This is a genomic window from Streptomyces sp. NPDC048479, from assembly GCF_040651435.1.
In the GTDB taxonomy this organism is placed as follows: Bacteria; Actinomycetota; Actinomycetes; order Streptomycetales; family Streptomycetaceae; genus Streptomyces.
Window position 1 is genome coordinate 66,675 of the sequence record NZ_JBEZKA010000026.1, and the last position, 22,274, is coordinate 88,948.

Consider the following 22,274-nt stretch of genomic DNA (forward strand, 5'->3'; position numbering starts at 1 on the left):
CCTAGCCCGGCCCCGAACCGCGCCCCCGCCCCTGGAAGGACCAGCGCATGAACCCCGAGCCCACGCCCACGCCCCGCGTCGCGACCCCCGAGGAAGTCTCCGCGATGCTCCGATCCGCCGACACCAGCCCCGAAGCCCCCTACCCCTGCCAGATCGGCGTCTACTGCGACGGCTGCGGCACCGTCGTGAAGCGGGACTTCATCGTCAGTGACCTGATGCCCAAGCCGGAACGCCTCGATATCGCGCGGGCGGCGCTGCGTGCCGAGGGCTGGCAGTGCGACGACGAAGGCGACTACTGCCCGATCTGCGCCGCCGCAGGAGACCCCGTGACCGCCGTCGCCCCGAACCCGTACAGCCCCTACGCCGACGCCAGCCCCCAGCGCCGGCACATCTTCCTCACCAGCAGCTTCTTCGGAGACCCCAAGCCCGGCGTGCTGACCCCCACCGGATGCGAGCGCCTGGCCGTCGTCCCCGAAGAGCCCATGCGAGACGCCAACTCCGGCGACGGCATCCTGCCCCACGGACTCTGCCCCGCCTGCCTGGCAGAGATGCGCGGCGAGGAACTCCCCGAGGGCGTACAGCCCGTCGCCGACTGCCGCGCATGCGGATCCTCCACCGACCACGACGGAATGTGCGCCCTGTGCCGCCAGGAAGCCCACGACGACTGGTGGCCGCACCGCGACCAGGACGCCACCCCCCAGGCACTCGAGCAGATCCTCGGCCCGAAGCTTGCCGGACACCTCACCAACGACATGCACCGCGCCGAAACACGCATCGTGTACGACCTGATCGCCACACGGGAATCCGCATACACCGCCCGGGCCTGGCTCATCGGCCAGAACCCGAACCTGGGCGACCGCAGCCCGATCGCGGCCATCATCGCCGGAGACCGGCACGACGTCCTCGAGGCAGCCCGCGCATACGTTGAGGTGACCGCATGATCCGTGAAGAACGCGTCCCGCTCGACAAGCTGACCCCCGAAGACCTCGAGGCGCTCTACGCCCGCATCGACAGCCACACGAACGCTCCCGTGCTCCGCAACTGCCTGGTGCCCGGCTGCCTGAAGCAGTACGACGCCATCTCCTGCATGGCCGGCGACCCGCCGCCGCGCCCGGAATGGTCCGGCGCCGGCTGGCGCACGCTCGGTTGCGGCTCGATCTTCCCGGCGGGCGGGCACATCTGCCCCGAACACCTCGAGCTGGTCACCGCCCACCTGCCGCGCCGCCTCCAACTCCCCAACGGCCGCTGGACCGTGGACTGCGCGTGCGGCTGGACCCCCGTCCCCCAGCGCTGGCACGGGCTGCTGTCCCGTATGTGGGAGCAGCACCTGTTGACCGTGACCGGCGTTCTGCCCGAGGCGCCGCCGGTGACCGATCCCGAGCACCGTGTACCGCTCGAGGACCACACCGTCGACACGCTGTCCGAGCTGTACGACCGGCTGTGGGACGCCGAAAGCTACGCCGCCGAAGCCCTCGACGTCGGCCGCGCCACGTTCCTCTTCTGCGACGCGCAGCGCACCCTTCTGACCGAGCAGCAGACGCTGTCCGCCGCCGCGCACCGGGCTCTGTGGTCCCTCCGCTTCAACATGGGCACCAACTCGCGCGACTGGGCCCGTGAGCCCACCGACGCCTGGCTGTACGCCCTCCTGATCGGCTGGGACTGCGAGCAGCAGCACGAACACGGCAACGACTGCAAGGGCTCCCTGGATGAGGTGGCGCAGGCCCACGGCTGGTCCCAGCAGCGGACCGACCTGGCACGCAAGCACCGGGCGACGCTGGCGAAGGCCGGCCCGAACGGCGAGACCGACGCAGCAGCAGCACGGGCTGCCATGGCGGACAAGGAGGCGTGACCGTGGCGGACACCGAGGAGCAGCTACGGGCGCGTATCGCCGAACTCGAGGCGCAGATCACCGACCAGGCCGCAGTGCCCGCGCTGCCGGCCGAGCACGACGGGCAGGCCATCACCTGGCGCCGCTGGGAAGCAGTACCGGTCATCCTCTGCCACCGAGCGGGGGACCTGAACGGCTGCGACCAGTGCGACCACCTCGGGCCCAGCCTCATCGCCCTCGGCCTCACCGGCGACAAGCCGGTCATCCGCTACACCGCCCACCGCTGCCCGTCCTGCCAGGAGATGCGGGTCTACCACCGCGTGTACGACAAGTACCGGATCGGCGCCGAACCGGTGGAGATCGCGTACAGCCCGCCCTGTACCGCCCGCGCCGCCCTCGACCCGCAGGAGCAGCCGTGAGCAGCGCGGAGGATTCCCTCCGCACCCAAGTCCGGGCAGCGCTCGACCACGCCCGCGTCAGCCAGGCCGAAGCCTGCCGTCAACTCGACCTGTCCACCAAGCACATGAGCGAAATGCTCACCGGCAAAGCCACCCTCACCCTCGACTGGGCCGAACGCATCGCCGACCTCTGCGACATGCGCATCGAAGTCCTCGTACTCACCGGCCCGCCCCGCCAGGACACCGAACGATGAGCGACCTGCAGGCGCAGCCGGATGTTGCCTGTCTGCTCAGGCAGTTCGAGGCCCGGCTCCGGGGCTGCGGACGAGGCGACACTCTCTCCGACCTGCGCCGGCGGCTCACCCAAACCGGCATGACCGGCGACCAGGTGTGGGCCCTCGAGCTCACCATCCGGCGCCGGATCCGCGACGAACGCGCCGCCCGCCCCGTACGCTCGCTGAACCGCGACCTGCAGACCCGCCCGCACCACCCGTAGGAGCAGCCATGACCGAGCAGTTCGGCTACCTGACCGTGGACCGCAGCCTGGTGCAGGAGCTCACCATCGCACCGCCCCCCATCGTCGCTATCCGCGGCAACGACGGCCGGCCGCTGGTCGCCATCCACCCCGACGGGCGGACCGAGTTCGGGCCCGACTATGAGCCCGACGCGGCCGCCCGGACCTTCTGGGATGCGGTACGGCGGTGGGCGCCCGGGCTGGCGACGGGCGAGCACTGTGTGCACACCCGCGCGATGCACAATCTGCACCACACCACGGTCGTGGAGGGCTGTCCGTGGTGCATGCCCGTGCCCGCGGCCGCACTGCGGCCCGGGCAGCAGACGGCGCGGCCGGTGGAGGCAGTGCAGTCGCCCGCCGGCCAGGACGGTCCCGCCCAGACCTAGGCCACGCCGGCGTCCTCGGCGGCCTGGTCGTCGATCAGCCGGTCGGGAGACAGTGCCCACAGGTACGTCAACTGCGGCAGCGTCTGCGCACCGAACAGCTCCCGCAGCTTGCCAATCTCTTTCGAAATGGTCCGCTCGCTGATTCCCAGCCGGGCCGCGGTCTTGCGCTGCTCGATACCGTCCGCGGCGTCCCGCAGGATCTCCCGCTGAACCGGCGTCGTCCTCGTCCCCGTTGTTCCGTCGCCGCTACGGGGGGCGCCGTTCCACACATCGGCCCGCCGCCACGCATCCTCAAAAACCGCGGCGATGAAAGCGACCATGGCCCGGTCCGTGACATGCCACGCCGAATGAGCCGGCCCGCCCGCATGGTCGGACACGAACGCCTGCCGCCGGTCCACGATCACGCACCGCTGGAACGGCGACACCAGGGTGCGGAAATGGACGCCCTTCTGCGTCATCAACGTCGCCCACACCCGGGTCACCGCATCGTCGCGCACCGTGTCGCGGTACAGGGTCCGCAGACTCACCCCCCGCTCCAGCGCACTCGAGTCCCGCTTCAACGCGATGTTGAGTAAATCCTGCGTCCGCGGGCCGCCGGGCTGCGCGGCCAGCACCTCACACTCCGCCTCCATCACCGCCGCCTCAATACGGGCGTTGACCTCCTGCGGCTGGGCCAGGAACTCGGATCCGCCCGACGTACGGGAACGGGCCCGCTCGTAGTGCAGGGCCATGTCGTCACACGCATCCGGAATGCCGACCATCCGTGTCACGCGGGCCATCAGATCGTGCAGGCCGGCATCCAGGTAGCGCCAGCCGGCCCGCTGCGGATCCATCACCACCACCTCATCCGGGCGTTCCGGGTCGGCGGACACCAGCTGCCGCACCCACAGCTCCTGCAGCGCCCCACTGTCCTGGGGGCAGGTCTTCTCACCGCGGGCTATCCGCCCGTACAGCTCCCGCGCATCACCCGACAATCGGGCATCATCAACGCGCCAATTGCCCGTATCCGTCACCAAATACTCCCCGCTGCGACCCTGCGTGTTTACGCACTGCGTACGTACGCACACACAAGTCTCTTGATAGCTGCATGGCGCATCAGACAGCGTAACCGCGGGGTCACTCCCGGACACCTGTACGCGTCTTCCACCCGGTGTGGGCTGCCAGCCGCACCCGATGGATCGCAGCGGACACGAACAGGCGGGCCGGGAGGACCACCCCCCTCTTGCCCCCGCCCCGGCCATGCTTGGAGGATGCCCGCCATGAAAACCACTGCCCGCCGATGCCTCGCGGTCCTCGCCCTCACCGCTGCGGCCGTCCTTACGCCCGCCACGGCCGCCACCGCCGCCCCGGCGGACACCGCCTGGGGCGCACCGCCCCTGGTGGTGGACGACACCGCCTGGGGCCTCCTGCCCATCGACCTGCCGCCGCTCCCGCACCCGCTCGACACCGCCTGGGGCTGACCGCCCGGCCCGCAGCCCGCTACGGTAAAAGCCGCACCCTTCCCGCGGAGGCACCCATGCGCATGGTCTTCGACCCGCCCGAGCAAGACGCCCTGCGCGCCGACGCCCGCAACACCGCCCTCACCGACCCCACAGTCGCCTACGTCCTCGAGCGCCTCGCCTCCGAAGGCATCGACCTCGAGACCTGCACCGACTGGGAAGACCTCCGCCTCGAGATCGGCCTGCCCCCGCGCCAGACGCCCGACGTCGCCTGATGGGCCGGCACAGCAACCGGCGTGCCCGCATCGTCTTCTACGACGTTGCCCAGGAACAGATCCAGCAGATGAGCCCGGCCGACCAAGCCCGTCTCGAGCCGGTCCTGGACGTCATCGCCTCGAACCCGACGATCGGCGTGCTGTCCAAGAACGCCTCCTACCGCGAGTACCGGCACGGCGGTGTACGCGTCCTGTACGTGCCCACCGCGCTGGGCACGCTGGTCCTGGTCGCCTACGTAGAGGCCTGAAACGGCCCGCCCTGTCAGTGCCTGCTGCAACACTGCACGGCATGCCCGACATCACCCCCACCGCGGAGCAGCTGCGCGCCATCGCCGACTTCATCGACGAACAGCACTGGGTCGACACCGAAACCGCCATCGGTGCCGACGTCGCCATGCGTCACCGGAATGTCCAGTTGCACGTCACCGAAGGCAAGCCGTCTGGGGAGCAGAAGAGCGTCGCGGCCGTCACGGCCTGGGTGGAGCAGTTCACGCCGGACCGGACCAGGGAGATGGGCCGGATGCTGGCACGCATGGCGGACCAGATCAGCGGCGCTGCCGCGATCGGCCTGGATACGGAGGGTGCGGGCTCCGCACATGACGCACGAAGGGCGTGGCGTCTGCTGACCCGGGTGGCGCGCCTGTGGTCGGACCGGCCCGGGTTCCTGCCGGAGTGGGCCGAGACCGAGAAGCCTGCCCAGGCTGACGCCGGCACCTGACCCGCCCCGTGCGGGCGGAGTTGAGCGGGGGCAACGTTCCGGCGAAACGTGCCCAGCATGGAGGGCATGCCCTCAACGACCCCGCACTCCCGCCGCGCCCGCATTACGGCCGTCCTGACCGCCCTCACCGCCGTCACCTTCACCCTCACCGCCATGCCCGCCCAGGCCGCCGGCCCGGCGTACTCCGGCAAGGGCTGGAAAGCCAACACCACCGCAGGCGTCTACAGCTTCGGGAACTGGCCCTACACGATCGTGTACGCGGATGCGACCGCCCGCACCAAGCTCCGCGGCTACTTCAACGCACCGGCCGCGCAGCTCACTTCGGTCACCGGGCTCAAGTTCACCAACTCCACGATCATCGACACGACGCCGGTCGGAAGCTGCCCCGCGAAGGGCCGCATCGTCGTCCACTACCAGTACCGGCCCACCGGACAGAAAAGCATCTCCCACGCCAGCCCCTGCTACATGCCGACCAGCAGAGCAGCGGCCGGCGGGCACGTCCAGATGGACTCCGAGTACTGGACCGTCCCGGGCTGGTTCTCGAGCAATGCGGCGATCAACGAGTACTACCGGAAAAACCTGGTCACGCACGAGCTCGGGCACATGGCCCTCGCCCACCCCAACCGGGACATCAACCGAGACGGCAAGGTCGCCAACTACGAGTGCGACAAGAACACGTCCGGCTGGTACCCCGTCATGTGCTCCCCGCACGGCGGCGCCCGCTCCCCGAACTTCGCCGGCCTCTACACGCCGTATGACGTGACCGGGCTGAAGCAGATGGCCGCCAACTGGAGCCTGCGCGGCAACTGAGCGGGGGCAACGACGGGGCCGTCCGACGCCAGCATGGGCAGATGGCCCCCACCGTGAACAACGAAGACGCCGAACACTGGCGCATCGCGATGTGCGACTGGCTGACCGCCAACAACGTGGACCCCAAGGGCGTCCCCCAAGACTCCGACTTCGACATCACCACCAGTGGCGACGGGCAGCGGACCATCCACTACACCGCCTACGTCCGCACCAAAGACGGCAGCAAGCTGATCGACCCGGACGACAAGACCCGGGCATGGCAGGAGCAGCGCAGCGCGCCGTGCCTGGTGGAGCCGCCCGCGTGGCTACGGATCCCGGGAGGTCCCTCCTGATGGCCCGCTACACCCTCAGGCAGCCCGTTCCCGACAGCTGCGCCCATCAGTTCGTCGCCGCGATCAACCCGAGCGTCCCCGTGATCGTCCGGCTGTGCTCCTTGTGCAGGGAAATCGACTGGGACGACCTGGCCGAGCAGGTGGACCGCGAGTACCGCAAGGGATGGGCAGACGGACGGGCCGGCGTCGTGCCCACAGAGCGATGAGGCGTCGGGCGGGCAGGCCGTCCGGTTGACCCTCACGCAACAGGGCGCATTTTCAGCCCCTGCTGGCACACTGGACGGCAGGCCCGTGCCGTCGCTCCACCCGGCGGCGCAGGCCTCGCCCTGTGGTCGGACGGGCCCCCAGGCCGTCCGGAGATGCAGCCCACAGGGCCCCGCGGCGCCCGCCCTGCCCCATGAGGGACGGGCGCTCGCGCATTCCGGCCCGCGATGTCAGTGCCGTGTGCCATAGTCGTCCCACTGCTCCCCGCACTAGCGGGGGTGACCCGACTGCCGTCTTCGGATGGACTTGTTCGGTAGCCAGTTCTCCGCGCAAGCGGAGGTTCCCCGCCGACGCGGGGATGGCCCCAGTCTTAGGGGTTTGTGACACTGCTCCCCGCCGACGCGGGGATACCGAAGGCCCTCACCTGGGGTGGGGGCCTTCGTCGTGTCCGAACGCACGAAAGCGGCCCGCCCCCCGGGGGTACGGGGGCAGGCCGCTTCGTGGTGGCCCCCTCGACGGTGCGAGTCGACCGTACGCCCTCACCCGCCACGCTGGTAAGGGAGCAGCACCGCATCCACCCGATCCGCGAGGCCACCAGCACGCCACGGATCGCGCGACCCGGGCGCGCCGGCCAACGTCGGCACCAGGTACGGCGGGCTGAGGACCAGCACCGGGCCGTCCGGTGTGGAGGCCTCGAGGTATCCGCCTGCCACCGGGGAGCCGTGGACGACGATCAGTGGCCGGACGGCTGTCCTGGGGATGTTCACGGCGTCGGCGACCCGGCGGGCGTACCCGGCGACCTTCTCGACCTGCTCGTGCCGGTCCTGGTTCCCGCAGTGGACCCGGCCGCGGATCAGTGTGGTGGGCCAGCTCCGATTCCACGCTTTCGTGTCTAACGCGACGATCGTGGTCCCGCAGGGGGAGATGAGGACGTGATCCAGGTTGGCCCGGGAACGCGGTAGCGCCAGATCGTGCCGCACGTGCCAGCCCTGCGCCTCGAGTTGAGCCAGCAGCCGCGCGGTTGCCCGCTCCCCCTCGGCCCCGTGGTCCCTGCGGGCCGCCACAGCGTCCGCACGGCGCGTATGGGCCCGCACCCCCAGCAGGGTCAGGACACGCCGCCACAGGCCCCTCCGCGCGGCGGCACGCGCCTCCTCCGCCCACGCGGCCGCCGACTGTCCGGCGGTCACCGGCCGGCCTCCTTGTCGTAGTGCCGGGGCCTGCGGTACGGGTCCTGCGGGCACGTCACCAGGTGGCCTACGTGCCGGTTCCGGATCATCAGGGTGCGGTCGCAGTCGCAGCCCTCTACGGGCCCGCTCACGTAGGCCAGGACCCGATCCGCCGTACGCCACTTCACCCGCAGCGCTTTCCCCCTCGAGTCGCGGTGCCCGAACGCCAAGGCGGCAACCTGCGCCACCACAGTGGACAGGCGGGCCAGGGCGCGGCGCAGGACGTCCCGCTCCCGCTCCAGCTCCGCGATACGCGCGCGGAGGACCGTGGGGTCGTCGTCGTCCGGCTTGTATCCGGGGGTCAGGTACCGCTCGTACCGGGGCCGGTACGCCTCACACTCCGGGCACGTCACCGCGGTCCCGTCCGGGAGGGCTCCCTGCTCCGTGGAGTAGCCGCACAGGGCGAGACCCGTCGCCCACTCCTCCCACTGCGGCAGCCATTCGTACACCGACAGGTGCACCAGGTCCGGCTGGTCGGGCAGTTGCAGGCGGGCGACGGGCCGCAGGTAGCGGCGCGTACGGTCCAGCTCGGTCGTCTCGGTCACGGCTGCTCCTTCAGGTCGAGGGCGGCGAGGGCGGTCATGGCTTCGCGGCGACGGCGCGCGGGCCGGCCGGTGTCGCAGCACGCTTCGCTGCGGGTCATCTGTCCGAAGCGGTCGGGGTCGAGCCGGTCGCCGTGGTAGCGGCAGGTGGCGGGGAGTTCGGCGACGGCGCGGCGCAGGGCCGGGAGCCACTCCCGCACCCGCTCGACGGCGGCCTGGTCCTTCCCGGCCTGGCTGGCGAGGGCGATGTGCGCGCGCTTGAGTGCGGCGAGTTCGGCCCGCGCCTGCTCGAGTTCCTGGTCCCGCACGGCGAGGTAGACGTCGGCCATGTGGTGGTCCCAGTACTCGTCGGGGCCTTCCTGCCATTCGGTGCAGGAGCAGCGGCGGTTGCCGTCGGCGTCGGCTTCGTCGGTGATGTGGTGTTCGAGCATGGCGTCGGCGTACAGCTCGCGGCGTTCGTCCGCCACGGGGGCGGGCTGGTCGATGCCGGGGCAGTCGACGCCGCCCTCCTCCGGGCTGAGGGTCCACATGTGCGGGACGTGAGGCTCCTTCCGCCAGCACCGGTAGGCGGCCTCGGCGGTCGTGGGCTCAGGCATCGGTGCCTCCAGCGGGGGTGTCGGTGGGGGTGGCGTGCCAGGCAGCGGGGTCGTGCTTGTCGTCACCGCTAGGCATGACGAGGTGGCCGTGGCGCAGGCTGTAGCCGATGACCTGTCCGGGCTGCATGTGCGGGTTGCCCGTCGAGACGGTGCCGCAGCCATAACAGGAGTCGCCTTCATGCCGAGCGTGCTCGCATCGGTCGAGATCGCTGATCAGCCCCCACCAGGGGCAGTCGCGGTTGTCGTGATCGGGGAGACCTAGGGGTGCGGCGGTTCGGGCGAGGGCGTGGTCGATCCCGGCGATGGCGGAGGTGACCTTGGCGTGGAGCGGGGAGAAGAACACGTCGCTGGCGCAGTGGAGGGCGGCGTTCATGTGGGCGTGGGCGGACAGGTGGGACTGGGCGTCGATCAGGGCGAGTCGGGCTTTCTCCAACTCGCGGCGGAGATCGGTGATGGCGGGGTCGGTCACGAGGTGCCTCCAGCGGGGGTGTCGGTGGGGGTGGCGGCTGTGCGGGCCTTACGCCGTTCCCGGCGGGCCTGCCGGCGCTGGATCTCCCGCTCCACGGGCTGCGCCACGAGCACCATGACGACACTCACCGCGCAGCAGACGGCGATGGTCGCGAGGGGTGATGGCCGGTGCGGGTCGACGATGACGATCCAGAAGGCGATGAACGGGGACCCGAACAAGGTCAGGGCTATGAAGAGGGCGATGGCCTCGGCGTGCTTGCGGAGCATGGCGCCCTCCCGGGCAGGGTTGTGACGGTGGGTTACGGAACGCGCGGGGTGTCGGGTACCGGGCCGAAGACGGTGTCGAAGATGTCCGATTCGGGAGCCGCTGGTAGTCACGCTGCGTGCGACTTGACGGCCTTACGGGCTGCGCGACGGTCGGCCCGATAGGCCCGCTCGCCCTCACAGCACGCCTCACACGGGTCCTCACCGCGGTAGACGTGCGCGGCGAACCCGGGATGGTCGCCATGCCGGCGCGGACGGCCATCCAGCAGACCGGCCCGGCAGGCCAGCAAAATGGCTTGGGGCATGGACCGGGCGCCCAGCTTCTTCAGGACGCTCTTGCCAAGATTCCGTGCGGTCCTCTGCGAGTTCCCGTTCGCCCGGGCGATGGCCTCGTACGTGTGTCCACTCGCGACACCGACCAGGACCTTCAACTCACCAGCCGTCAGGGACGGGACGGGCCCGCCACCCGAAGGCGACGGGCCCACCAGAACTGGGCCGGTCATGAGTCCACCCCGTACGCCTGCAGCCCAGTCTTACCGGCCAGGTACAGCGGATGCTTCGGCTGCCCCGTGGACGTCGTCCCGAGGCACTGGAGCGATATCCCCGCATCCCGGAGTGCGCCCGCCATCTGCGTGCCGCGGTCACCAAGGACACCGCCGGCGCCCCACGCGGCGACGACCAGGTCGGTGTGGCGTACCGCGTGCTGCACGAACGAGGCGTTGTGCCGGCCGACCGGGTCGGGGTGGGCGCGCAGCATCGACGGATCCGTGGACCTGAGGGCGAACAGGTTGACGACGGCGATGCCGCCCCGGGCCCACCGCTTGCGGGCAAAGTCCTTACACCTGCCGACGGTCCGGTCGTCGGCCATGGCGTCCGCTGTGGACGGGTTCAGCATGACGAAGACGGCGATCGGCAGGGACGGGTCCCAGATACGGGTCAGGAGATAGCGGTAGGTGCGGGTGCGGTCGAACACGGCGGCCGCGGTGACGCCGGCCAGGTCCGACTCCTGGTCGACGACCACGTCCAGCTCCACATCGGGCAGCATCGTCAGCGCTGTGGTGGTCACAGGCCACCGTCCTCGTCAGGCCAGACGATGCGGGGCTCGACCTTGACCGCCCGACCGTCACGGACCACGACACGCCACATGTCCGTGTTCTCCTGGCCTTCACAGTCCAGGCGGCCCGTCCACGTGTGCCCGGGGAACGCGTCAAGGGCCTTCTGGACCTGGTCAAGCAGGTTGTGCGCGCGGTACTCGTCGATCTCTCGCATGACGAGCGCGGTAGCGGTGCGGCGGAGCAGTGGACCGTCGTCGGTGTCGACGCTCGTCTCAGCTACGCGCAGGATCAGGTCGGGGTCGTAGGAGTTGACGATGGTGTCCGGTGCGAACTCGCTGTCCTTGAACTCCGTCCAGGTGAGCGGGGGCGTGATGGCGAATTCACCGGTGACGTGGGTGATGTAGCTCACTTGGCACCGTCCAGGCGCGGCTCCACGCGGGTGCGGCCACGGTTGTAGTGCGGCACCGGGTCCACACCCGGCACGAAGCCGTAGTCCTGCCCTGACAACTCACGCCCGTCCTTGACGCGGTGATAGCTGGTCTTGCCGGTCGGCCCCTCCCCGGGGTCCTCGCCCTCGATCTCGATTCCGGCCGCGTACAGCTGCGACCCGGTCATGTCCTCGAGCAGCATCTCTTCGCCCGCCGTGACTTCGTAGGCCGGCGCCTGCGGCACGTGGTCGAATCCGCTGTGCAGCTGCTCGAGCAGCGCGACGAACGGCTGCTGCCAGTCCTTCGGCATGGACTGGAGCAGCGTCCTAGGCAGCACCAGGTAGTTGGCGTACGACAGGCCGAAGTGGGTGTGGATGTCGGCGCCGGGCTCAACAGCCTCGGCCTGCTCCCGGGCCTCCGTCGCTTCCTTCGCCCCCCGGGCCAGCTCCTGGGCCTCCGTGACCCACTGTTCCAGCACGGCAGGGCTCTTCGCGATGACCTGTTCCGTCCAGTCCGTGTGCTCTTCCGGGTCCGGTCCGTCACCGAACGGGCCCTGGAACCAGTCGGTGATCTCGCCGGCCTTGTCCGGCGCTGCTTCGTTCAGGGCGTGCAGCGCACGGGCGAAGCCGGCGGCCATGGCCCCGGCGGTGGCCTGCCATCCCATGGCGGCCGGGTGCTTCGGCAGGGGGGATACGAGGGTGCGGATGTGGAGTTCGGCCAGGTCGACCAGGAGCTGGTCCGGGGTCTGGCTCTCCACGTCGTCGGTCGTCGTCTCGATGTCGGTCATGCGGGTCGGGTCTCCTTGGTGAGGGTGCGGTAGAGGTGGGTGATGGCGCGGGGGGTGAGCTCGAGCACGGCCAGCGGCCACAACAGGAAGGCGGTCATCGGATCCGCCCGATTGCGCGGTCTATGTCCGCCCTGTGCTTCTCGGTGTAGTGCTGCTCCATAGCGGCGTGCGCGGTATCCGGGTCCGCCTCGCGCACGGTGTGGCCGCAGTTGAAGAAGCAGCCCACGCGGTAGACGGGGAACAGGGTGTCGTCCATCAGTGGGCCCGGCACTTGTCGTCCGCGCGGGTCCAGGGGTCGCCCTCGGCATCCCGGTGCACGAGCTGGTACCCGTACCGTTCGGCGGCATCCCGGGCCCGCTCTTCGCTCGTGTACTGGGTGATGTGCTCCCGGCGGTACGAGTCGACATCGCGGGTGGCCCACTGGCGTTGACCCCGCCACAGGTACCAGCGCAGCTCCTTCGGCAGGTGCAGGAACCAGGCCCGCTCAGTGCCGTGGGACGGATACGAGCTGACGAACGTGGCCGCGGCCGCCATGCCGAGGCTGGCCCCGCACGAGCAGGACACCGACACGCTCGACTTGTAGCCGTGGCCGGCCGTCCGGGGCTGGTGCGCCTCGAACGCGTCCGGATGCTGAGGGCAGAGGTGGAGCGAGAAGCCGCCGTAGCAGCGTTCGCTGTACGAGAGGACGTTGGAGCGGCGCCGTCGGGCCGGGTACGGGCTGGTCTTCACGACGGGGATGTGCGCGGTCGACTGGAGCCGGGTCCATCCGTCGGGCGGGGTGATGATGCTCGCTCCGATGCCGTCGGCCGGGCAGCGCGGGGCGTCACACCGGAAACGGGTCAGGGATTCGGTACTCACGACGGCCTTTCGGACGGTGGGGCAAAGGGGAGGGCCGCCCGCCCGCAGCTGCGAGGTTCTTGGGCGGGCGGCCCGTTCGTGGTGGGGGGATAAGCCGTGCGCCCCGGGAGGGGGTGGGGGCGGGGCGCACGGCCGGGGGGGTGTGCCGCCCACCGGGGGCGGTGGGCGGCACAAGCCGGGCTAGGGGGGATGCCCGGCAGTGGCCTCCCCCAGGGGGATTGGGGAGGCCGGCCTGAGGGGTCTAGGCGGCGGCCGCGGGGGCGTGCCGGTCGAGCAGGGCCCGGGCAATACTCGTAACCGTCTCCCAGGGCACCGGACGGCCGGCCTCGTCGCACCACCACGCCCACACCGCGTCCCGGCCGGTGTCCGTGATCGTCACGACACCGTCGGCGGCCTCGATCTCGTACTCGAACTCCACGTCGGGGGCGGTGTGGGGGCCTTCGATGTCGAGGAGCTGGCCGTCGGGGGTGCGGGCCATGTAGTGCAGGAGCTGGCCGGCGTTGACGGTGACGGCCACGAGGGGCCAGCCGGTGAGGTCGTGGATGGCGATGGCGAGTCCGCCGCATGCGCCGTGCTTGAAGGCCTTGATGGTCCGGTCGTTGATGATGCCCGGGGTGAGGTTCCAGCTGGTCAGCATGGTCATCTCTTTCGTCGGTGGTGCCAGCGGAGGGGGAGACCGGTCTAGGCGGCCTGGGCCGGGGAGTTCAGGCCGGCGAGCTCGCGCGGAACGACCAGGAGCAGACTGTCGGGGCTGTACAGGGTGCAGCCGTCGACACTGACCCAGTCGGTGCCGGGCCCGATCTGGCGGATGTAGTCGTTGTGGGCGCACCAGTCGCAGTGCGCGGGGTCGAACGGGCGGGCCCCGCCTTCCTGGGCCTTCGGCAGGCCGGTGAAGTAGGACACCCACTGGGCGCGGTCGAGCGGGTTCAGCAGGTTGTCGTGGTGGTGCTGGATGGTGCCGAGGACGACGTCACCGGGGCGGATCTGGGCGACGGGGGTGATACGGACGGCGGCCGGGTCGAAGCTGCCCTCGGGGGGCGCTCCGACGGTGATGCCGGTGGACGGCCCGGTCGGGATGTAGGTGACGGGGTGGCGGACGATGACGCGGTGCAGGTCGACGGATACGGGCCTCGCCGGCGTCGGCTGGACGCGGTAGTTGCGGGCGTCGTAGCCGGCGTAGTCGTGGTCAGCCGCGTGCTTCGGGGCGACCTCGTGGAGGAGGCGGTCGCGGACCTTGTCGGCGTTCGCGTCGGGCACGTTGCTCTGCACGGTGCCGGGGACGGTGTAGCCGTTCGGGTCGACCAGTCGGATCTGCTGCATGTGGTGCCCCCAAGTGGTTCTGACTGGTGGTGCGTTGTCGGCTCTGCCAGACTACCTGTTTCGCATTGCCATGGCAATACGTTGCGCGGATCGGTCACACCCAACGACAAAGGGCCCGACCCCCACAGGGACCGGACCCTCCACCGCGCATGCTCTTGATCTAGAAGGGAGGTTCCTCCGCAGTTCCCCACCCCGCCTGTGCCGACGTCTGCGTACCCGGAGTCGACGACGACCACGGATCCCCCGCCGACGCACGCCCCTGAGCCTGCCGCGCCGACTGCACCGCCGGCTGCCCAGAACCCGACGCCTTCGTCACCTTCGCCGTCGCGTTCTTCAGACTCGGACCTATCGAGTCGATCAGCAACGACGGGCCCGACCTCTTCTCCCCCTCACGCGTCTCCCACTTCTCGGTCTTCAGCCGGCCCGACACCACGACCTCCATGCCGCGGGTCAAGGTCTCAGCGATGTTTTCCGCGGCCTGGTCGAACGCCTTCCCGTCGATGAAAAACGAATCCGCATCTATCCACTCATTCGACGCCGGGTCCTTCTTGCGGGAGTTGAACGCCAGTCGGACCCTGACCACCGCCTTCCCCGACCCGGCCCCAAACCGAAGCTCAGGGTCATCGATCAGACGGGCCACACCGTTCATCGTCGGCAAACTCATGCCACACTCTCCATCTCGTCCTGGGTCAGGTCACACTGCTTCGGCACGTACACGCGCCGCCACGGCACCTTGCCGCCGTCCTTCCGTGCCTTGTCCTTGATGCGCTCCCACGCCCGGGACACCGCATCAGCCTTCATGTCCAGCCGCTCCCCGACCTGCTCCGGAGTGGAGTCCGTCCACTCCATCAGGTACGAGATGACTTCCTTTCGGGCGGGACGGTCCAGGACGACCGACTCACCCATAAGGAACCGGGACGCCACATCGGCGCCCTGCGTAGGGGCGGGCTCGAGCGCATCGGTCTGCGGCATGGCGTTCGGGTCGTCGATGGTGTCGTCGTCCCACGCGAGCGGGCCGTGCCAGCCGTACTTCGCGGCCAGGTTCCGCCCGTACGTCGACTGGCCCACCATCATGGAGCGGTCGTTGTAGAGGCGTCGGGCTGCCTGCTCAGTAGCCACGGTCACCCGGCGCTTACGCCCATGGGTCAGCATGCTGAAGGCCGTGTAGGCGCACGGCATTGCCAGGCACAGGGACCTCTGGTCATGCCCCATGGCCACCAGCGCCCGCAGCCGGCGGACTGTGCCGGTCGCGTCGACCAGCGCTGTGGAGTCGGGCACCCGCTGAACCGCCATCAGTTTGTCGGCCGTGCTCGTCCAGATGGTCGGCCTGTGCGACGTGTAGACGCGGCGGACCGTGGTGACATTGGCACCGCTTTCGCGGGCGATCCCCGCCAGACTGCGGCCGCCGGCTACGAGGCTTCGGAGGTGGGCGGCGACGGGGGCGGTCGGGGTATGGCCCGACACTCCTCGGCTGCGTCGGACATCACCAGTCTTCCGTGCGCGCCGGGCGCCGCGGACGCAGATCTCACAGCGGCATGCGGGACGGGACTGGCAGCCCAAATACCGGGCCCATGATCCGTGTTCGGGTGTCCGCCTGCTCACGCGACCTTCACCGCCCCACGGGCGGCCCGGTCGGCCTCCGCGCGCTTAGTGGCCTCCACCGCCGTCGACTTGAACACACCCAGATACCAGGCCACCTCGTAATACGTGCCGCCCGCATCACGGACCTGCAGCATCACGCCGGCGTAGTCCTCGTACAGGCGCTGCCCCATCGGACGCTGATCGCCCAGCGGGGCGGGCGGAACCCGCGCAGCGTCAACACCGGCCCACCACAGCGCCACCCGGACCGTAACCTCATCCACCAGCAGGCCCCGGCCGCGCAGCACCTCCACCACCCCCGGCAGAGACCGGCGGGACTCCCGGTACACCCGCAGCAGCGGACCCACCAGCCTCTCCGTCACCAGACTGCGCGCCATCTCGAAATTCGGCACGCGCCCCAGACGCTCCTCCACATCCAGCGCCCGACGCTGATCCGGCGACAGCCCCCCGCCGATCCCCCACCGGAACGTCTGCTCATCCCTCGCCCGCACCTCACTCAGGCACTGGACGATCACCGGGCAGTCCCGGCGGCACAAAGTGCGCGCCATCTGCCGGTCCTGCTTGGTGTCGCTGTGGAACAGCTCCGGGTCGGTCTGCGCGCACGCAGCCAGCTCGTGCCAATCACCGGGTGATACGGCACGTTTCCTAGGACGGCGCGTCACGTCCGTGGTGGTCGTCATGAGAGGGCTCCGGTGAGGGTGTAGAGGCGGATGATGGCTCCGGGCTCGGAGAGGGCTTCCGGGTGCTCGCTGGGGAACGTCTTGGTGGCGGTGACGCGGATGATGCGCGCGTCGTCCATCACGGCGTGGGCGTCCGCGATGCCGTCGAACGTGGAGCGGATCAGCTTGTCGATGTCGCCGCTGTGCCGTGTCGTGGGCCAGGTCTGCTTGCGCTTGGGGGCGCTGGCGGGCTTGAGGACGGTGAACACGATTTCGGCCTCGAGGGGCCCGTCCAGGGGCGGAAAGTGAATGGGGGCACGGCCTATGTGTCCGGCTCGCATGGCCTGCGCGGTGGCGGCGGTGACGAGTGCTCGCCATGGCTTGACGCGCTTGGACTGTTCGACGAGGACGGCGGAGATGCGTCCGGAGGCGGCGTTGCGGCGGTGTCCGGCGTACTTCTTGCTGCCCTGGGGAGCAGGCCGGCCGTGGACCACGATGGTGAGACGGAGCTCGCGCTCAAGGTCGGGGGCGGTGATGGTCATACGGCGTACTCCTGGACGGGTATGGGGCCGTGGGGTCCGGTGCGGAGGTGGGTGCCGTGTCCGGGTCGGTGGCCGACGTGGACGCTTCCGCAGTACTGGCAGCGGTAGGTGTGGAAGCGGGGTCCTCCGGTGCCGCGGATTTGGCGGGCTCTGCGGCGTGCTGCACGGCGGCTGGTGAAGCGGGCTTTGCCGTGGCAGGCGCGTAGGTAGCCGTTCATCGCGGGGCGGGGAGGCCGAGGAGTTCGGCGAGGGCGTGGCGGGCGGTGTCGTCGTAGGCGGGGTTGTGGATCCAGGCGGCGACTTTGGTGACGACTGCGCGGAGGCGTTGTAGGTCGTTTTCCGCGAGTTCGAGGGCGCCGGGTTGGTGGATACGGAGTTCGGTGGCGAGGCCTGCGATGTATGCGGGGTCGTCCATGCCGGCGAGGGGTCCGCGGGCCGTGTCAGCCATCGCGGTCACTGACCTCTGTGACGTCCATGCCGATGCCGTACTCCCAGTCGTCCGGATCTTCGCCGTTGAGTACGTCGTTCAGCTCGTTCGCACAGTCCGCCAGTTGGTTGGAGCGGCCGTCTTGCTTGTCGGCCATGCCCGGCATGTCATCCATGACTTTGGACTGGGCGTACTGGGCGTGCTCCTGGCTGGCCTGCTGCCATCCGTCCACGAGCTTCTTGGCGTTGGTGAGTCGGGCTTCCAGCTGCGTGACGCGGGCTTCCGCCTTCTGCCGGAATTCGTGCGGCGTGGGCCGGGTGCGGCGCTGGATGGTGACGGTGTAGTCGTCGGTCGGGTTCTTCCCGTCGCGCATGTCCAGGGATACGGAGGCGTTGGACGCGATCATTTCGGTCTCGAGGTAGTTCTCTGCGCCGTATCCGTCGAGCATTCCGCGCATGGAGGCGACCAGGGTGAGGAGGATCTCGCGGGCGGGCTCGGTCTCGAGGGTGAGGACTCCGTCCTTGATGTCCATGGCCTTGAGGAGGGTGCCGTCGGCGAGGATTTCGGCCGCGAGGTATCCGAGGGCGTCGACAGCCAGGTCGGCGGCCAGGTCGAAGTCGGGGGTGCGGGCCGGGCGGCGCCAGGACTTCCAGGTGTCTCGGAGTCGGGTCGCGATGGCGTCGCGCGCGTCCTGGCGGCGCTTGGCGCGCTGCTGCTCGGTGAGTTCAGCCATGGTCGGGGTGCTCCTTGGGGGCGTCGGTGTCGGTCACGTCGGCGCGGAGGGCGGCGACGTCGGTGTGGACGGTGTCGTCGCTGCTGGTCGGGGATTTGGTGAGGGTGTCGGCGAGGACGACGGGGATGGTGTCGTCGGGCTGGGGGATGCGGGCGATGGGTTCGGTGTCCGCCGGGTCGGGGGTGAGCGGCTGTACGCCGCGGGTGAGGGCGTCGGCCTGGTCGGCGTCTGTGGTGTGGGGGTCGGTGCACTGGGCCGCGTCGATCTGTGCGGTCATCAGGTCGGCCCGGGTGGCGAGGGGGTGCGGGTGGCGGACGCCGCGGGGGCAGGGGGTCCATGCAGTGAGGGGGATGTCGGCGTCCGGGTTGTAGGTGAGGGCGGCACCGGAGGGCATGGCGTAGCGGACGGTGTCGTCGTCCTGGTGTTCCCAGCCGGTTATGCGGGTGTAGGTGACGCCGGCGAGGGCGGCGGCGTAGGCGGCGCGGATTTGGATGTCGGTGATGAAGGGGCGCCGGTTGCGGGTGTCGAGGGCGGGGAGCTTCGGGGCCGCGGTGCTCTTGGGCTGGGCGGGCTTGCGGTGGTGCTGGCGGGTTTTGGTGCGGCTCACGGCGGTCTCCGTCCGGCTGGTGGTGCTGGGTCTGTCAGGTGCGGTGCTGGTGGATGAGGATGAGGACGGCCATCGCGATGAGGCATGCGGTGGCGATCCCGTCCGGCCAGGTCATGCGGGGGCGTTCTGGAACTGGGTGTGCGTCTCGAAGTGCTGGGTGGCGCGCGCGTCTTCGAGGTAGGCGAGGTAGCCGTCCAGGTAGGCGCGGGGGACGAGCTGGTCGACGGTGTGGGCCTCGAGGGGGTCGGCCATCTGGTCGAAGCGTGCTTCGAGGATGTGGAGGGGCTCGCCGGCCTGGTGCTCGTCGTAGGCGTCGGCGCGGCCGCGGGCGTGCTCGGGGTCGTGGCTGTCGCCGGTGCCGTATTGGGCGAGGGTCATTGCGGTCATGGCGGTGGGGTTCCGTTCGGATCGCGGGGCGGGGTGGGGGGTTATGCGTCGGCTCGGGATTTGGCCTCTTGCATCGGGGGGAGATCACGGCCGAGCAGGTACGGGTGGTGCAGCTCTGAGTCGTGTGGGTCCTCGATCGGGTGCTCGAGTGGGGTCATTGCGCCGACTGCCTGGACGAGGTCGGCTTCCTTGGCCCACACCCAGCGCTTCACGTTCGCCGGGTCGAGGTGGGCGGGGACGAACAGCCGTCCGGACTCATCGGTACCGGCGAGGCGCCAGCGCTTGCCGTCTGCGGACTGGAAGAGCTGGATGGTGGTGGCCATGGGTTTCTCCCGGCGGGTGCGGTGGTGGTGACGGTGGGCACCCGGCCCCGGGAGCTACTGCCGCGCCCTGGGGGCGGGGTGCTCGACACGGGGCCGGGGGGCTTGGGGGTTATTCGTCTCCGGTGCGCGGGTGGTCGTCGGCGCAGCCGGGGCACTGGACGAATTCGATGGTGCCGTCGAGGTAGGTGCGGGCCTGGGCGGCGTCGAAGGCGCAGGTGCAGTAGCAGCCCTGGCAGGTGCAGCGGGCGAGTTCACCGCTGGCGGGAAGTTGGATGCCGATGAGCTGGGCGGCCTGGGCGTGCAGGAGGGCGGAGGCGGTGAGTTCTCGGCGGTCGGCGTTCCAGTCGGCGCGGTCCATGAGCTGGTCGAACTCGGTGTGGATGTGGGTCGGCATCCGGTGGAGGTGGATTTCGGCGGGCAGTGCGCGGGCAGGGCTGATCACGCTCATGGCGGCGCTCCTGGGATCAAGTACTCCGTCATGCCCGGGTGGTGGGTCTGACGTTGTCGGCTTGACCACCATACCCAGTTCGCATTGCCATGGCAATACGTTCAGTGTGGGGGCATGAGAAAGCCCCTACCCGGGGGTCTGGGCGGGGCTCTTGTGTGTGGGTTGGGCTGGTCAGTCGCGCATCGCGACCATGTCCCGGTGCACTGCCAGGATGTCGCTGTACGACGCGTAATCGGTACGGCGGATCCGCTCGGTGTGGATGCCGCGGTCTTTGATCCAGGTCCGCAGGGTGGTCACGGACGCAGGATGCCCGGTCTCCGCCAGCTTCGCGGAAATGGTCTTCAGGGGAAACATGTCACTGGCGACCATGTGCGGTGCGACTGATTCGATTGCCACGGCAGGCTCCCGATGATCGACGGCTCGCAGTTCGCAGCTCCGGCGGCCGATGAGCGGGTGGATCCAGTTGTCTTGGTTCAGTGGTGACGTTGTGTGGTGACTAGTAGACAGCCCTGGGGCCCGTCAGGTTGCATTCACTTTCAACATTTTTTTCGCGGTCACGTGATGGTCCGCCAGCTCCGCCAGTTTCCAGGCGTGCGTCATGCCCCTCTCGTCGGAGCAGGGCCGGTAGGTGCAGACGGCGCGCTGCCGTCCGCTGTCCCACTCCAGGCCCCAGCATCGGCAGGCCGGGCAGGGGTGGGGGCGGACGACTTTGGTGTCGCCCATGGCGATTGCGTGCTCGAGGCCCTGGCGGTATATGACGGTCTCGCGGGTCTGCTGCTGCTCCTCGCCGAGGTGTGCGGTCTGCTGGCGCATCCAGTCGTAGACGGCGGCGGCTTCGGCGGGCACGGGGCCGGCGTTCGGCGCGACGGCGCGGGTGTGCGCGATGGCCTCGGCCCGGGTCTTCATCATGTGGTCGAGGATGCCGAGGTGGATGGGCGAGGGAGAGTGGGCGAGTTGTTGGCCGCGGCTGGCGGGGCGTGCGCTACGGCTGCCTTCGCGGTCTTCGGGCATTCGCCACGGGTCGAGGAGCTCCTGCTGCAGGAGGCGCAGTCGCCTGGCTGCGGTGTCGTCGTCTCCCATGCCCATGGATGCCCCGTCCCGTGGCGGCCCCCGGGGCGGGCGGACGGACCGGGAAGGTTCGGGGCGCGCGCCGGTGGCCGGAAGATGTAGTTCCGGGTGGTTCCGGACGCCCCATCATGGCACGCAAGTGGCTTGATATGAACGGATCGTGTTAGACGATCAACGCTGGGTGGCGGGTTGGTATCGACTGACGGCGCATCAGGATCGGTTTTGCATCGGTCATATGCATTTTCAGACCAGGTGTGGGGCTGCCTGCATGCCCTCGAGCATGCCGCGCAGGGTCCGGTGCTCCTCATCCCCCAGCACGCCCTCGACCAGGGCCCCGTCGACCATCAGCAGCACCGCCTCGAGGGTGATGCCGAACGTTTCCGCGGTCGCCTTGTCGGTCAGCGTCCGGCCGCGGGCCAGAAACATGGCCTGCACGGTTTCGGCGAGCTGCTGCTGCGGGGAGGGCTCACGGGCGCCGGCCACAGCGTGCTCCCCTCCATGACCGCGGCCGCGGGCGGCGGGATGGTCGGACATACGAATCACGTCACCGAAAGGTACGGGGCCGCGCCCCGAATCGTTCATTGGCTCTGCTGCGGACATCGGGGCGTCTCCGCTCCTCCGGCAGAAATGGGAAGGGGTCTCGTACGTCCCGGGTACATCCGATCCGGGCCCTGGTCCTGGCACAGCTGCCAGTCCACGCCAGGGATGCCCACTGTGGCAGCAAAAGTGCCAGACGGGTAAGCCCACGCTCAGTTTTGATCCCGCCGTGACCTTGTTATGGGTACGCTCCCGGCCAAATCGTACAAGCGTACTGTGCCCTGTGGACAGGTCGGTGCGTGAGGAAGCCCCCGTCGGCGGGAGGGGGCGGAGTTTTGCCGACAACGCACCCACGGGCCGGCGGGGGCCCCGAGACCTCACGGTGCATGCCCGTCAGATGACGGAAGTGTAGTGCGCCAAGTATCGGCGCTGGTAGATGGTTCGTGGAATTGTGTGCCGACAGGGGCGGGGCCGGGGCTGCGAACTCACGCGGAGA

At 69.7% G+C, this 22,274-nt stretch carries 40 protein-coding genes; 13 read left to right on the top strand and 27 right to left on the bottom strand.

Features of this window, described 5'->3' with window-relative positions; all coding sequences use genetic code 11:
* Positions 1 to 47 precede the first annotated feature (47 nt).
* Genes AB0D12_RS31855 through AB0D12_RS31880 form a run of 6 tightly spaced genes read left to right on the top strand, consistent with a single transcriptional unit; the run spans position 48 to position 3,126 of the window.
* Positions 48 to 941, top strand: a complete 894-nt coding sequence (locus tag AB0D12_RS31855; protein WP_362690532.1) for a hypothetical protein — start codon at positions 48 to 50, stop codon at positions 939 to 941.
* A complete protein-coding gene (locus AB0D12_RS31860; protein WP_362690535.1) occupies positions 938 to 1,849 on the top strand; it encodes a hypothetical protein in 912 nt (303 codons plus the stop codon). The genes AB0D12_RS31855 and AB0D12_RS31860 overlap by 4 nt, the downstream gene beginning before the upstream one ends.
* Positions 1,850 to 1,851: 2 nt before the next feature.
* Positions 1,852 to 2,247: a hypothetical protein gene (locus AB0D12_RS31865; protein ID WP_362690538.1), complete on the top strand. Its 396-nt coding sequence runs from the start codon at positions 1,852 to 1,854 to the stop codon at positions 2,245 to 2,247.
* Positions 2,244 to 2,480 (top strand): helix-turn-helix transcriptional regulator, encoded by a 237-nt coding sequence (locus AB0D12_RS31870; RefSeq protein WP_362690541.1) that lies wholly within the window; start codon positions 2,244 to 2,246, stop codon positions 2,478 to 2,480. Before AB0D12_RS31865 ends, AB0D12_RS31870 begins: the two co-directional genes overlap by 4 nt.
* The gene (locus AB0D12_RS31875; RefSeq protein ID WP_362690544.1) at positions 2,477 to 2,722 is read left to right on the top strand and encodes a hypothetical protein; all 246 of its coding nucleotides are present in this window, start codon (positions 2,477 to 2,479) and stop codon (positions 2,720 to 2,722) included. Before AB0D12_RS31870 ends, AB0D12_RS31875 begins: the two co-directional genes overlap by 4 nt.
* 8 nt (positions 2,723 to 2,730) lie before the next feature.
* Entirely contained in the window at positions 2,731 to 3,126 is a 396-nt protein-coding gene (locus AB0D12_RS31880) for a hypothetical protein (RefSeq protein ID WP_362690547.1), read from the top strand.
* Here the strand turns inward: AB0D12_RS31880 and AB0D12_RS31885 are convergent.
* Positions 3,123 to 3,998, bottom strand: coding sequence for a hypothetical protein (locus AB0D12_RS31885; protein ID WP_362690550.1), 876 nt, complete (start codon positions 3,996 to 3,998; stop codon positions 3,123 to 3,125). The genes AB0D12_RS31880 and AB0D12_RS31885 overlap by 4 nt on opposite strands.
* Positions 3,999 to 4,385: 387 nt before the next feature.
* On the opposite strand from AB0D12_RS31885, the gene AB0D12_RS31890 reads away from it, so the two are divergent.
* From AB0D12_RS31890 to AB0D12_RS31920, 7 genes are all read left to right on the top strand, one after another.
* Entirely contained in the window at positions 4,386 to 4,586 is a 201-nt protein-coding gene (locus AB0D12_RS31890; protein ID WP_362690553.1) for a hypothetical protein, read from the top strand.
* A 56-nt stretch (positions 4,587 to 4,642) separates the two neighbouring features.
* Complete coding sequence (locus AB0D12_RS31895) at positions 4,643 to 4,840, top strand: hypothetical protein (protein ID WP_362690556.1); 198 nt, start codon at positions 4,643 to 4,645, stop codon at positions 4,838 to 4,840.
* Positions 4,840 to 5,088 (top strand): hypothetical protein, encoded by a 249-nt coding sequence (locus tag AB0D12_RS31900; protein WP_362690559.1) that lies wholly within the window; start codon positions 4,840 to 4,842, stop codon positions 5,086 to 5,088. Before AB0D12_RS31895 ends, AB0D12_RS31900 begins: the two co-directional genes overlap by 1 nt.
* A gap of 41 nt (positions 5,089 to 5,129) precedes the next feature.
* On the top strand, positions 5,130 to 5,558 hold the full coding sequence (locus AB0D12_RS31905; protein WP_362690562.1) for a hypothetical protein: 429 nt from the start codon (positions 5,130 to 5,132) through the stop codon (positions 5,556 to 5,558).
* A gap of 66 nt (positions 5,559 to 5,624) precedes the next feature.
* Positions 5,625 to 6,368, top strand: coding sequence for a hypothetical protein (locus AB0D12_RS31910; RefSeq protein WP_362690565.1), 744 nt, complete (start codon positions 5,625 to 5,627; stop codon positions 6,366 to 6,368).
* A 41-nt stretch (positions 6,369 to 6,409) separates the two neighbouring features.
* Positions 6,410 to 6,700: a hypothetical protein gene (locus tag AB0D12_RS31915; RefSeq protein ID WP_362690568.1), complete on the top strand. Its 291-nt coding sequence runs from the start codon at positions 6,410 to 6,412 to the stop codon at positions 6,698 to 6,700.
* Complete coding sequence (locus AB0D12_RS31920; protein WP_362690571.1) at positions 6,700 to 6,906, top strand: hypothetical protein; 207 nt, start codon at positions 6,700 to 6,702, stop codon at positions 6,904 to 6,906. Before AB0D12_RS31915 ends, AB0D12_RS31920 begins: the two co-directional genes overlap by 1 nt.
* 537 nt (positions 6,907 to 7,443) lie before the next feature.
* Here AB0D12_RS31920 and AB0D12_RS31925 read toward each other — a convergent pair.
* The 26 genes from AB0D12_RS31925 to AB0D12_RS32050 all read right to left on the bottom strand — a co-directional run bounded on the left by AB0D12_RS31925 (position 7,444) and on the right by AB0D12_RS32050 (position 21,775).
* Positions 7,444 to 8,091 (bottom strand): nuclease-related domain-containing protein, encoded by a 648-nt coding sequence (locus tag AB0D12_RS31925; RefSeq protein WP_362690574.1) that lies wholly within the window; start codon positions 8,089 to 8,091, stop codon positions 7,444 to 7,446.
* Positions 8,088 to 8,675 carry a hypothetical protein gene (locus AB0D12_RS31930; RefSeq protein ID WP_362690577.1) on the bottom strand — a complete coding sequence of 196 codons (588 nt, stop codon included), beginning with the start codon at positions 8,673 to 8,675 and terminating at the stop codon, positions 8,088 to 8,090. Before AB0D12_RS31930 ends, AB0D12_RS31925 begins: the two co-directional genes overlap by 4 nt.
* On the bottom strand, positions 8,672 to 9,268 hold the full coding sequence (locus AB0D12_RS31935; protein WP_362690580.1) for a hypothetical protein: 597 nt from the start codon (positions 9,266 to 9,268) through the stop codon (positions 8,672 to 8,674). Before AB0D12_RS31935 ends, AB0D12_RS31930 begins: the two co-directional genes overlap by 4 nt.
* Positions 9,261 to 9,737, bottom strand: coding sequence for a hypothetical protein (locus tag AB0D12_RS31940; RefSeq protein WP_362690583.1), 477 nt, complete (start codon positions 9,735 to 9,737; stop codon positions 9,261 to 9,263). The genes AB0D12_RS31935 and AB0D12_RS31940 overlap by 8 nt, the downstream gene beginning before the upstream one ends.
* Positions 9,734 to 10,003 carry a hypothetical protein gene (locus AB0D12_RS31945; protein WP_362690586.1) on the bottom strand — a complete coding sequence of 90 codons (270 nt, stop codon included), beginning with the start codon at positions 10,001 to 10,003 and terminating at the stop codon, positions 9,734 to 9,736. Before AB0D12_RS31945 ends, AB0D12_RS31940 begins: the two co-directional genes overlap by 4 nt.
* 107 nt (positions 10,004 to 10,110) lie before the next feature.
* Positions 10,111 to 10,503 carry a helix-turn-helix transcriptional regulator gene (locus AB0D12_RS31950; protein ID WP_362690589.1) on the bottom strand — a complete coding sequence of 131 codons (393 nt, stop codon included), beginning with the start codon at positions 10,501 to 10,503 and terminating at the stop codon, positions 10,111 to 10,113.
* Positions 10,500 to 11,066, bottom strand: a complete 567-nt coding sequence (locus tag AB0D12_RS31955) for a DUF1643 domain-containing protein (protein WP_362690592.1) — start codon at positions 11,064 to 11,066, stop codon at positions 10,500 to 10,502. The genes AB0D12_RS31950 and AB0D12_RS31955 overlap by 4 nt, the downstream gene beginning before the upstream one ends.
* Positions 11,063 to 11,464, bottom strand: a complete 402-nt coding sequence (locus AB0D12_RS31960; RefSeq protein ID WP_362690595.1) for a DUF6205 family protein — start codon at positions 11,462 to 11,464, stop codon at positions 11,063 to 11,065. The genes AB0D12_RS31955 and AB0D12_RS31960 overlap by 4 nt, the downstream gene beginning before the upstream one ends.
* Positions 11,461 to 12,270 (bottom strand): hypothetical protein, encoded by an 810-nt coding sequence (locus tag AB0D12_RS31965; protein ID WP_362690598.1) that lies wholly within the window; start codon positions 12,268 to 12,270, stop codon positions 11,461 to 11,463. Before AB0D12_RS31965 ends, AB0D12_RS31960 begins: the two co-directional genes overlap by 4 nt.
* Positions 12,271 to 12,364: 94 nt before the next feature.
* Positions 12,365 to 12,526 carry a hypothetical protein gene (locus AB0D12_RS31970; RefSeq protein ID WP_362690601.1) on the bottom strand — a complete coding sequence of 54 codons (162 nt, stop codon included), beginning with the start codon at positions 12,524 to 12,526 and terminating at the stop codon, positions 12,365 to 12,367.
* The gene (locus tag AB0D12_RS31975; protein ID WP_362690604.1) at positions 12,526 to 13,128 is read right to left on the bottom strand and encodes a hypothetical protein; all 603 of its coding nucleotides are present in this window, start codon (positions 13,126 to 13,128) and stop codon (positions 12,526 to 12,528) included. Before AB0D12_RS31975 ends, AB0D12_RS31970 begins: the two co-directional genes overlap by 1 nt.
* A gap of 241 nt (positions 13,129 to 13,369) precedes the next feature.
* Positions 13,370 to 13,765: a hypothetical protein gene (locus AB0D12_RS31980; protein WP_362690607.1), complete on the bottom strand. Its 396-nt coding sequence runs from the start codon at positions 13,763 to 13,765 to the stop codon at positions 13,370 to 13,372.
* A gap of 44 nt (positions 13,766 to 13,809) precedes the next feature.
* Positions 13,810 to 14,448: a hypothetical protein gene (locus AB0D12_RS31985; RefSeq protein WP_362690610.1), complete on the bottom strand. Its 639-nt coding sequence runs from the start codon at positions 14,446 to 14,448 to the stop codon at positions 13,810 to 13,812.
* A gap of 160 nt (positions 14,449 to 14,608) precedes the next feature.
* Positions 14,609 to 15,112 carry a single-stranded DNA-binding protein gene (gene ssb / locus AB0D12_RS31990; RefSeq protein ID WP_362690613.1) on the bottom strand — a complete coding sequence of 168 codons (504 nt, stop codon included), beginning with the start codon at positions 15,110 to 15,112 and terminating at the stop codon, positions 14,609 to 14,611.
* Entirely contained in the window at positions 15,109 to 15,912 is an 804-nt protein-coding gene (locus tag AB0D12_RS31995; RefSeq protein WP_362690616.1) for a hypothetical protein, read from the bottom strand. Before AB0D12_RS31995 ends, ssb begins: the two co-directional genes overlap by 4 nt.
* Before the next feature lie 134 nt (positions 15,913 to 16,046).
* Positions 16,047 to 16,727 carry a WhiB family transcriptional regulator gene (locus AB0D12_RS32000; RefSeq protein WP_362690619.1) on the bottom strand — a complete coding sequence of 227 codons (681 nt, stop codon included), beginning with the start codon at positions 16,725 to 16,727 and terminating at the stop codon, positions 16,047 to 16,049.
* Positions 16,724 to 17,248 carry a RusA family crossover junction endodeoxyribonuclease gene (locus AB0D12_RS32005; protein WP_362690622.1) on the bottom strand — a complete coding sequence of 175 codons (525 nt, stop codon included), beginning with the start codon at positions 17,246 to 17,248 and terminating at the stop codon, positions 16,724 to 16,726. The genes AB0D12_RS32000 and AB0D12_RS32005 overlap by 4 nt, the downstream gene beginning before the upstream one ends.
* 214 nt (positions 17,249 to 17,462) lie before the next feature.
* Positions 17,463 to 17,696: a hypothetical protein gene (locus tag AB0D12_RS32010; RefSeq protein ID WP_362690625.1), complete on the bottom strand. Its 234-nt coding sequence runs from the start codon at positions 17,694 to 17,696 to the stop codon at positions 17,463 to 17,465.
* Positions 17,689 to 18,408, bottom strand: coding sequence for a hypothetical protein (locus tag AB0D12_RS32015; protein WP_362690628.1), 720 nt, complete (start codon positions 18,406 to 18,408; stop codon positions 17,689 to 17,691). The genes AB0D12_RS32010 and AB0D12_RS32015 overlap by 8 nt, the downstream gene beginning before the upstream one ends.
* Positions 18,401 to 19,015 carry a hypothetical protein gene (locus AB0D12_RS32020; protein WP_362690631.1) on the bottom strand — a complete coding sequence of 205 codons (615 nt, stop codon included), beginning with the start codon at positions 19,013 to 19,015 and terminating at the stop codon, positions 18,401 to 18,403. Before AB0D12_RS32020 ends, AB0D12_RS32015 begins: the two co-directional genes overlap by 8 nt.
* A gap of 111 nt (positions 19,016 to 19,126) precedes the next feature.
* Entirely contained in the window at positions 19,127 to 19,402 is a 276-nt protein-coding gene (locus AB0D12_RS32025; protein WP_362690634.1) for a hypothetical protein, read from the bottom strand.
* Between the two features lie 41 nt (positions 19,403 to 19,443).
* Positions 19,444 to 19,725, bottom strand: coding sequence for a hypothetical protein (locus AB0D12_RS32030; RefSeq protein WP_362690637.1), 282 nt, complete (start codon positions 19,723 to 19,725; stop codon positions 19,444 to 19,446).
* A 109-nt stretch (positions 19,726 to 19,834) separates the two neighbouring features.
* Positions 19,835 to 20,173 carry a hypothetical protein gene (locus tag AB0D12_RS32035; RefSeq protein ID WP_362690639.1) on the bottom strand — a complete coding sequence of 113 codons (339 nt, stop codon included), beginning with the start codon at positions 20,171 to 20,173 and terminating at the stop codon, positions 19,835 to 19,837.
* A gap of 171 nt (positions 20,174 to 20,344) precedes the next feature.
* Positions 20,345 to 20,569, bottom strand: a complete 225-nt coding sequence (locus AB0D12_RS32040; protein ID WP_362690641.1) for a hypothetical protein — start codon at positions 20,567 to 20,569, stop codon at positions 20,345 to 20,347.
* A gap of 123 nt (positions 20,570 to 20,692) precedes the next feature.
* Positions 20,693 to 21,259: a hypothetical protein gene (locus AB0D12_RS32045; RefSeq protein ID WP_362690643.1), complete on the bottom strand. Its 567-nt coding sequence runs from the start codon at positions 21,257 to 21,259 to the stop codon at positions 20,693 to 20,695.
* Between the two features lie 225 nt (positions 21,260 to 21,484).
* Positions 21,485 to 21,775 (bottom strand): hypothetical protein, encoded by a 291-nt coding sequence (locus AB0D12_RS32050; RefSeq protein ID WP_362690646.1) that lies wholly within the window; start codon positions 21,773 to 21,775, stop codon positions 21,485 to 21,487.
* Positions 21,776 to 22,274 lie beyond the last annotated feature (499 nt).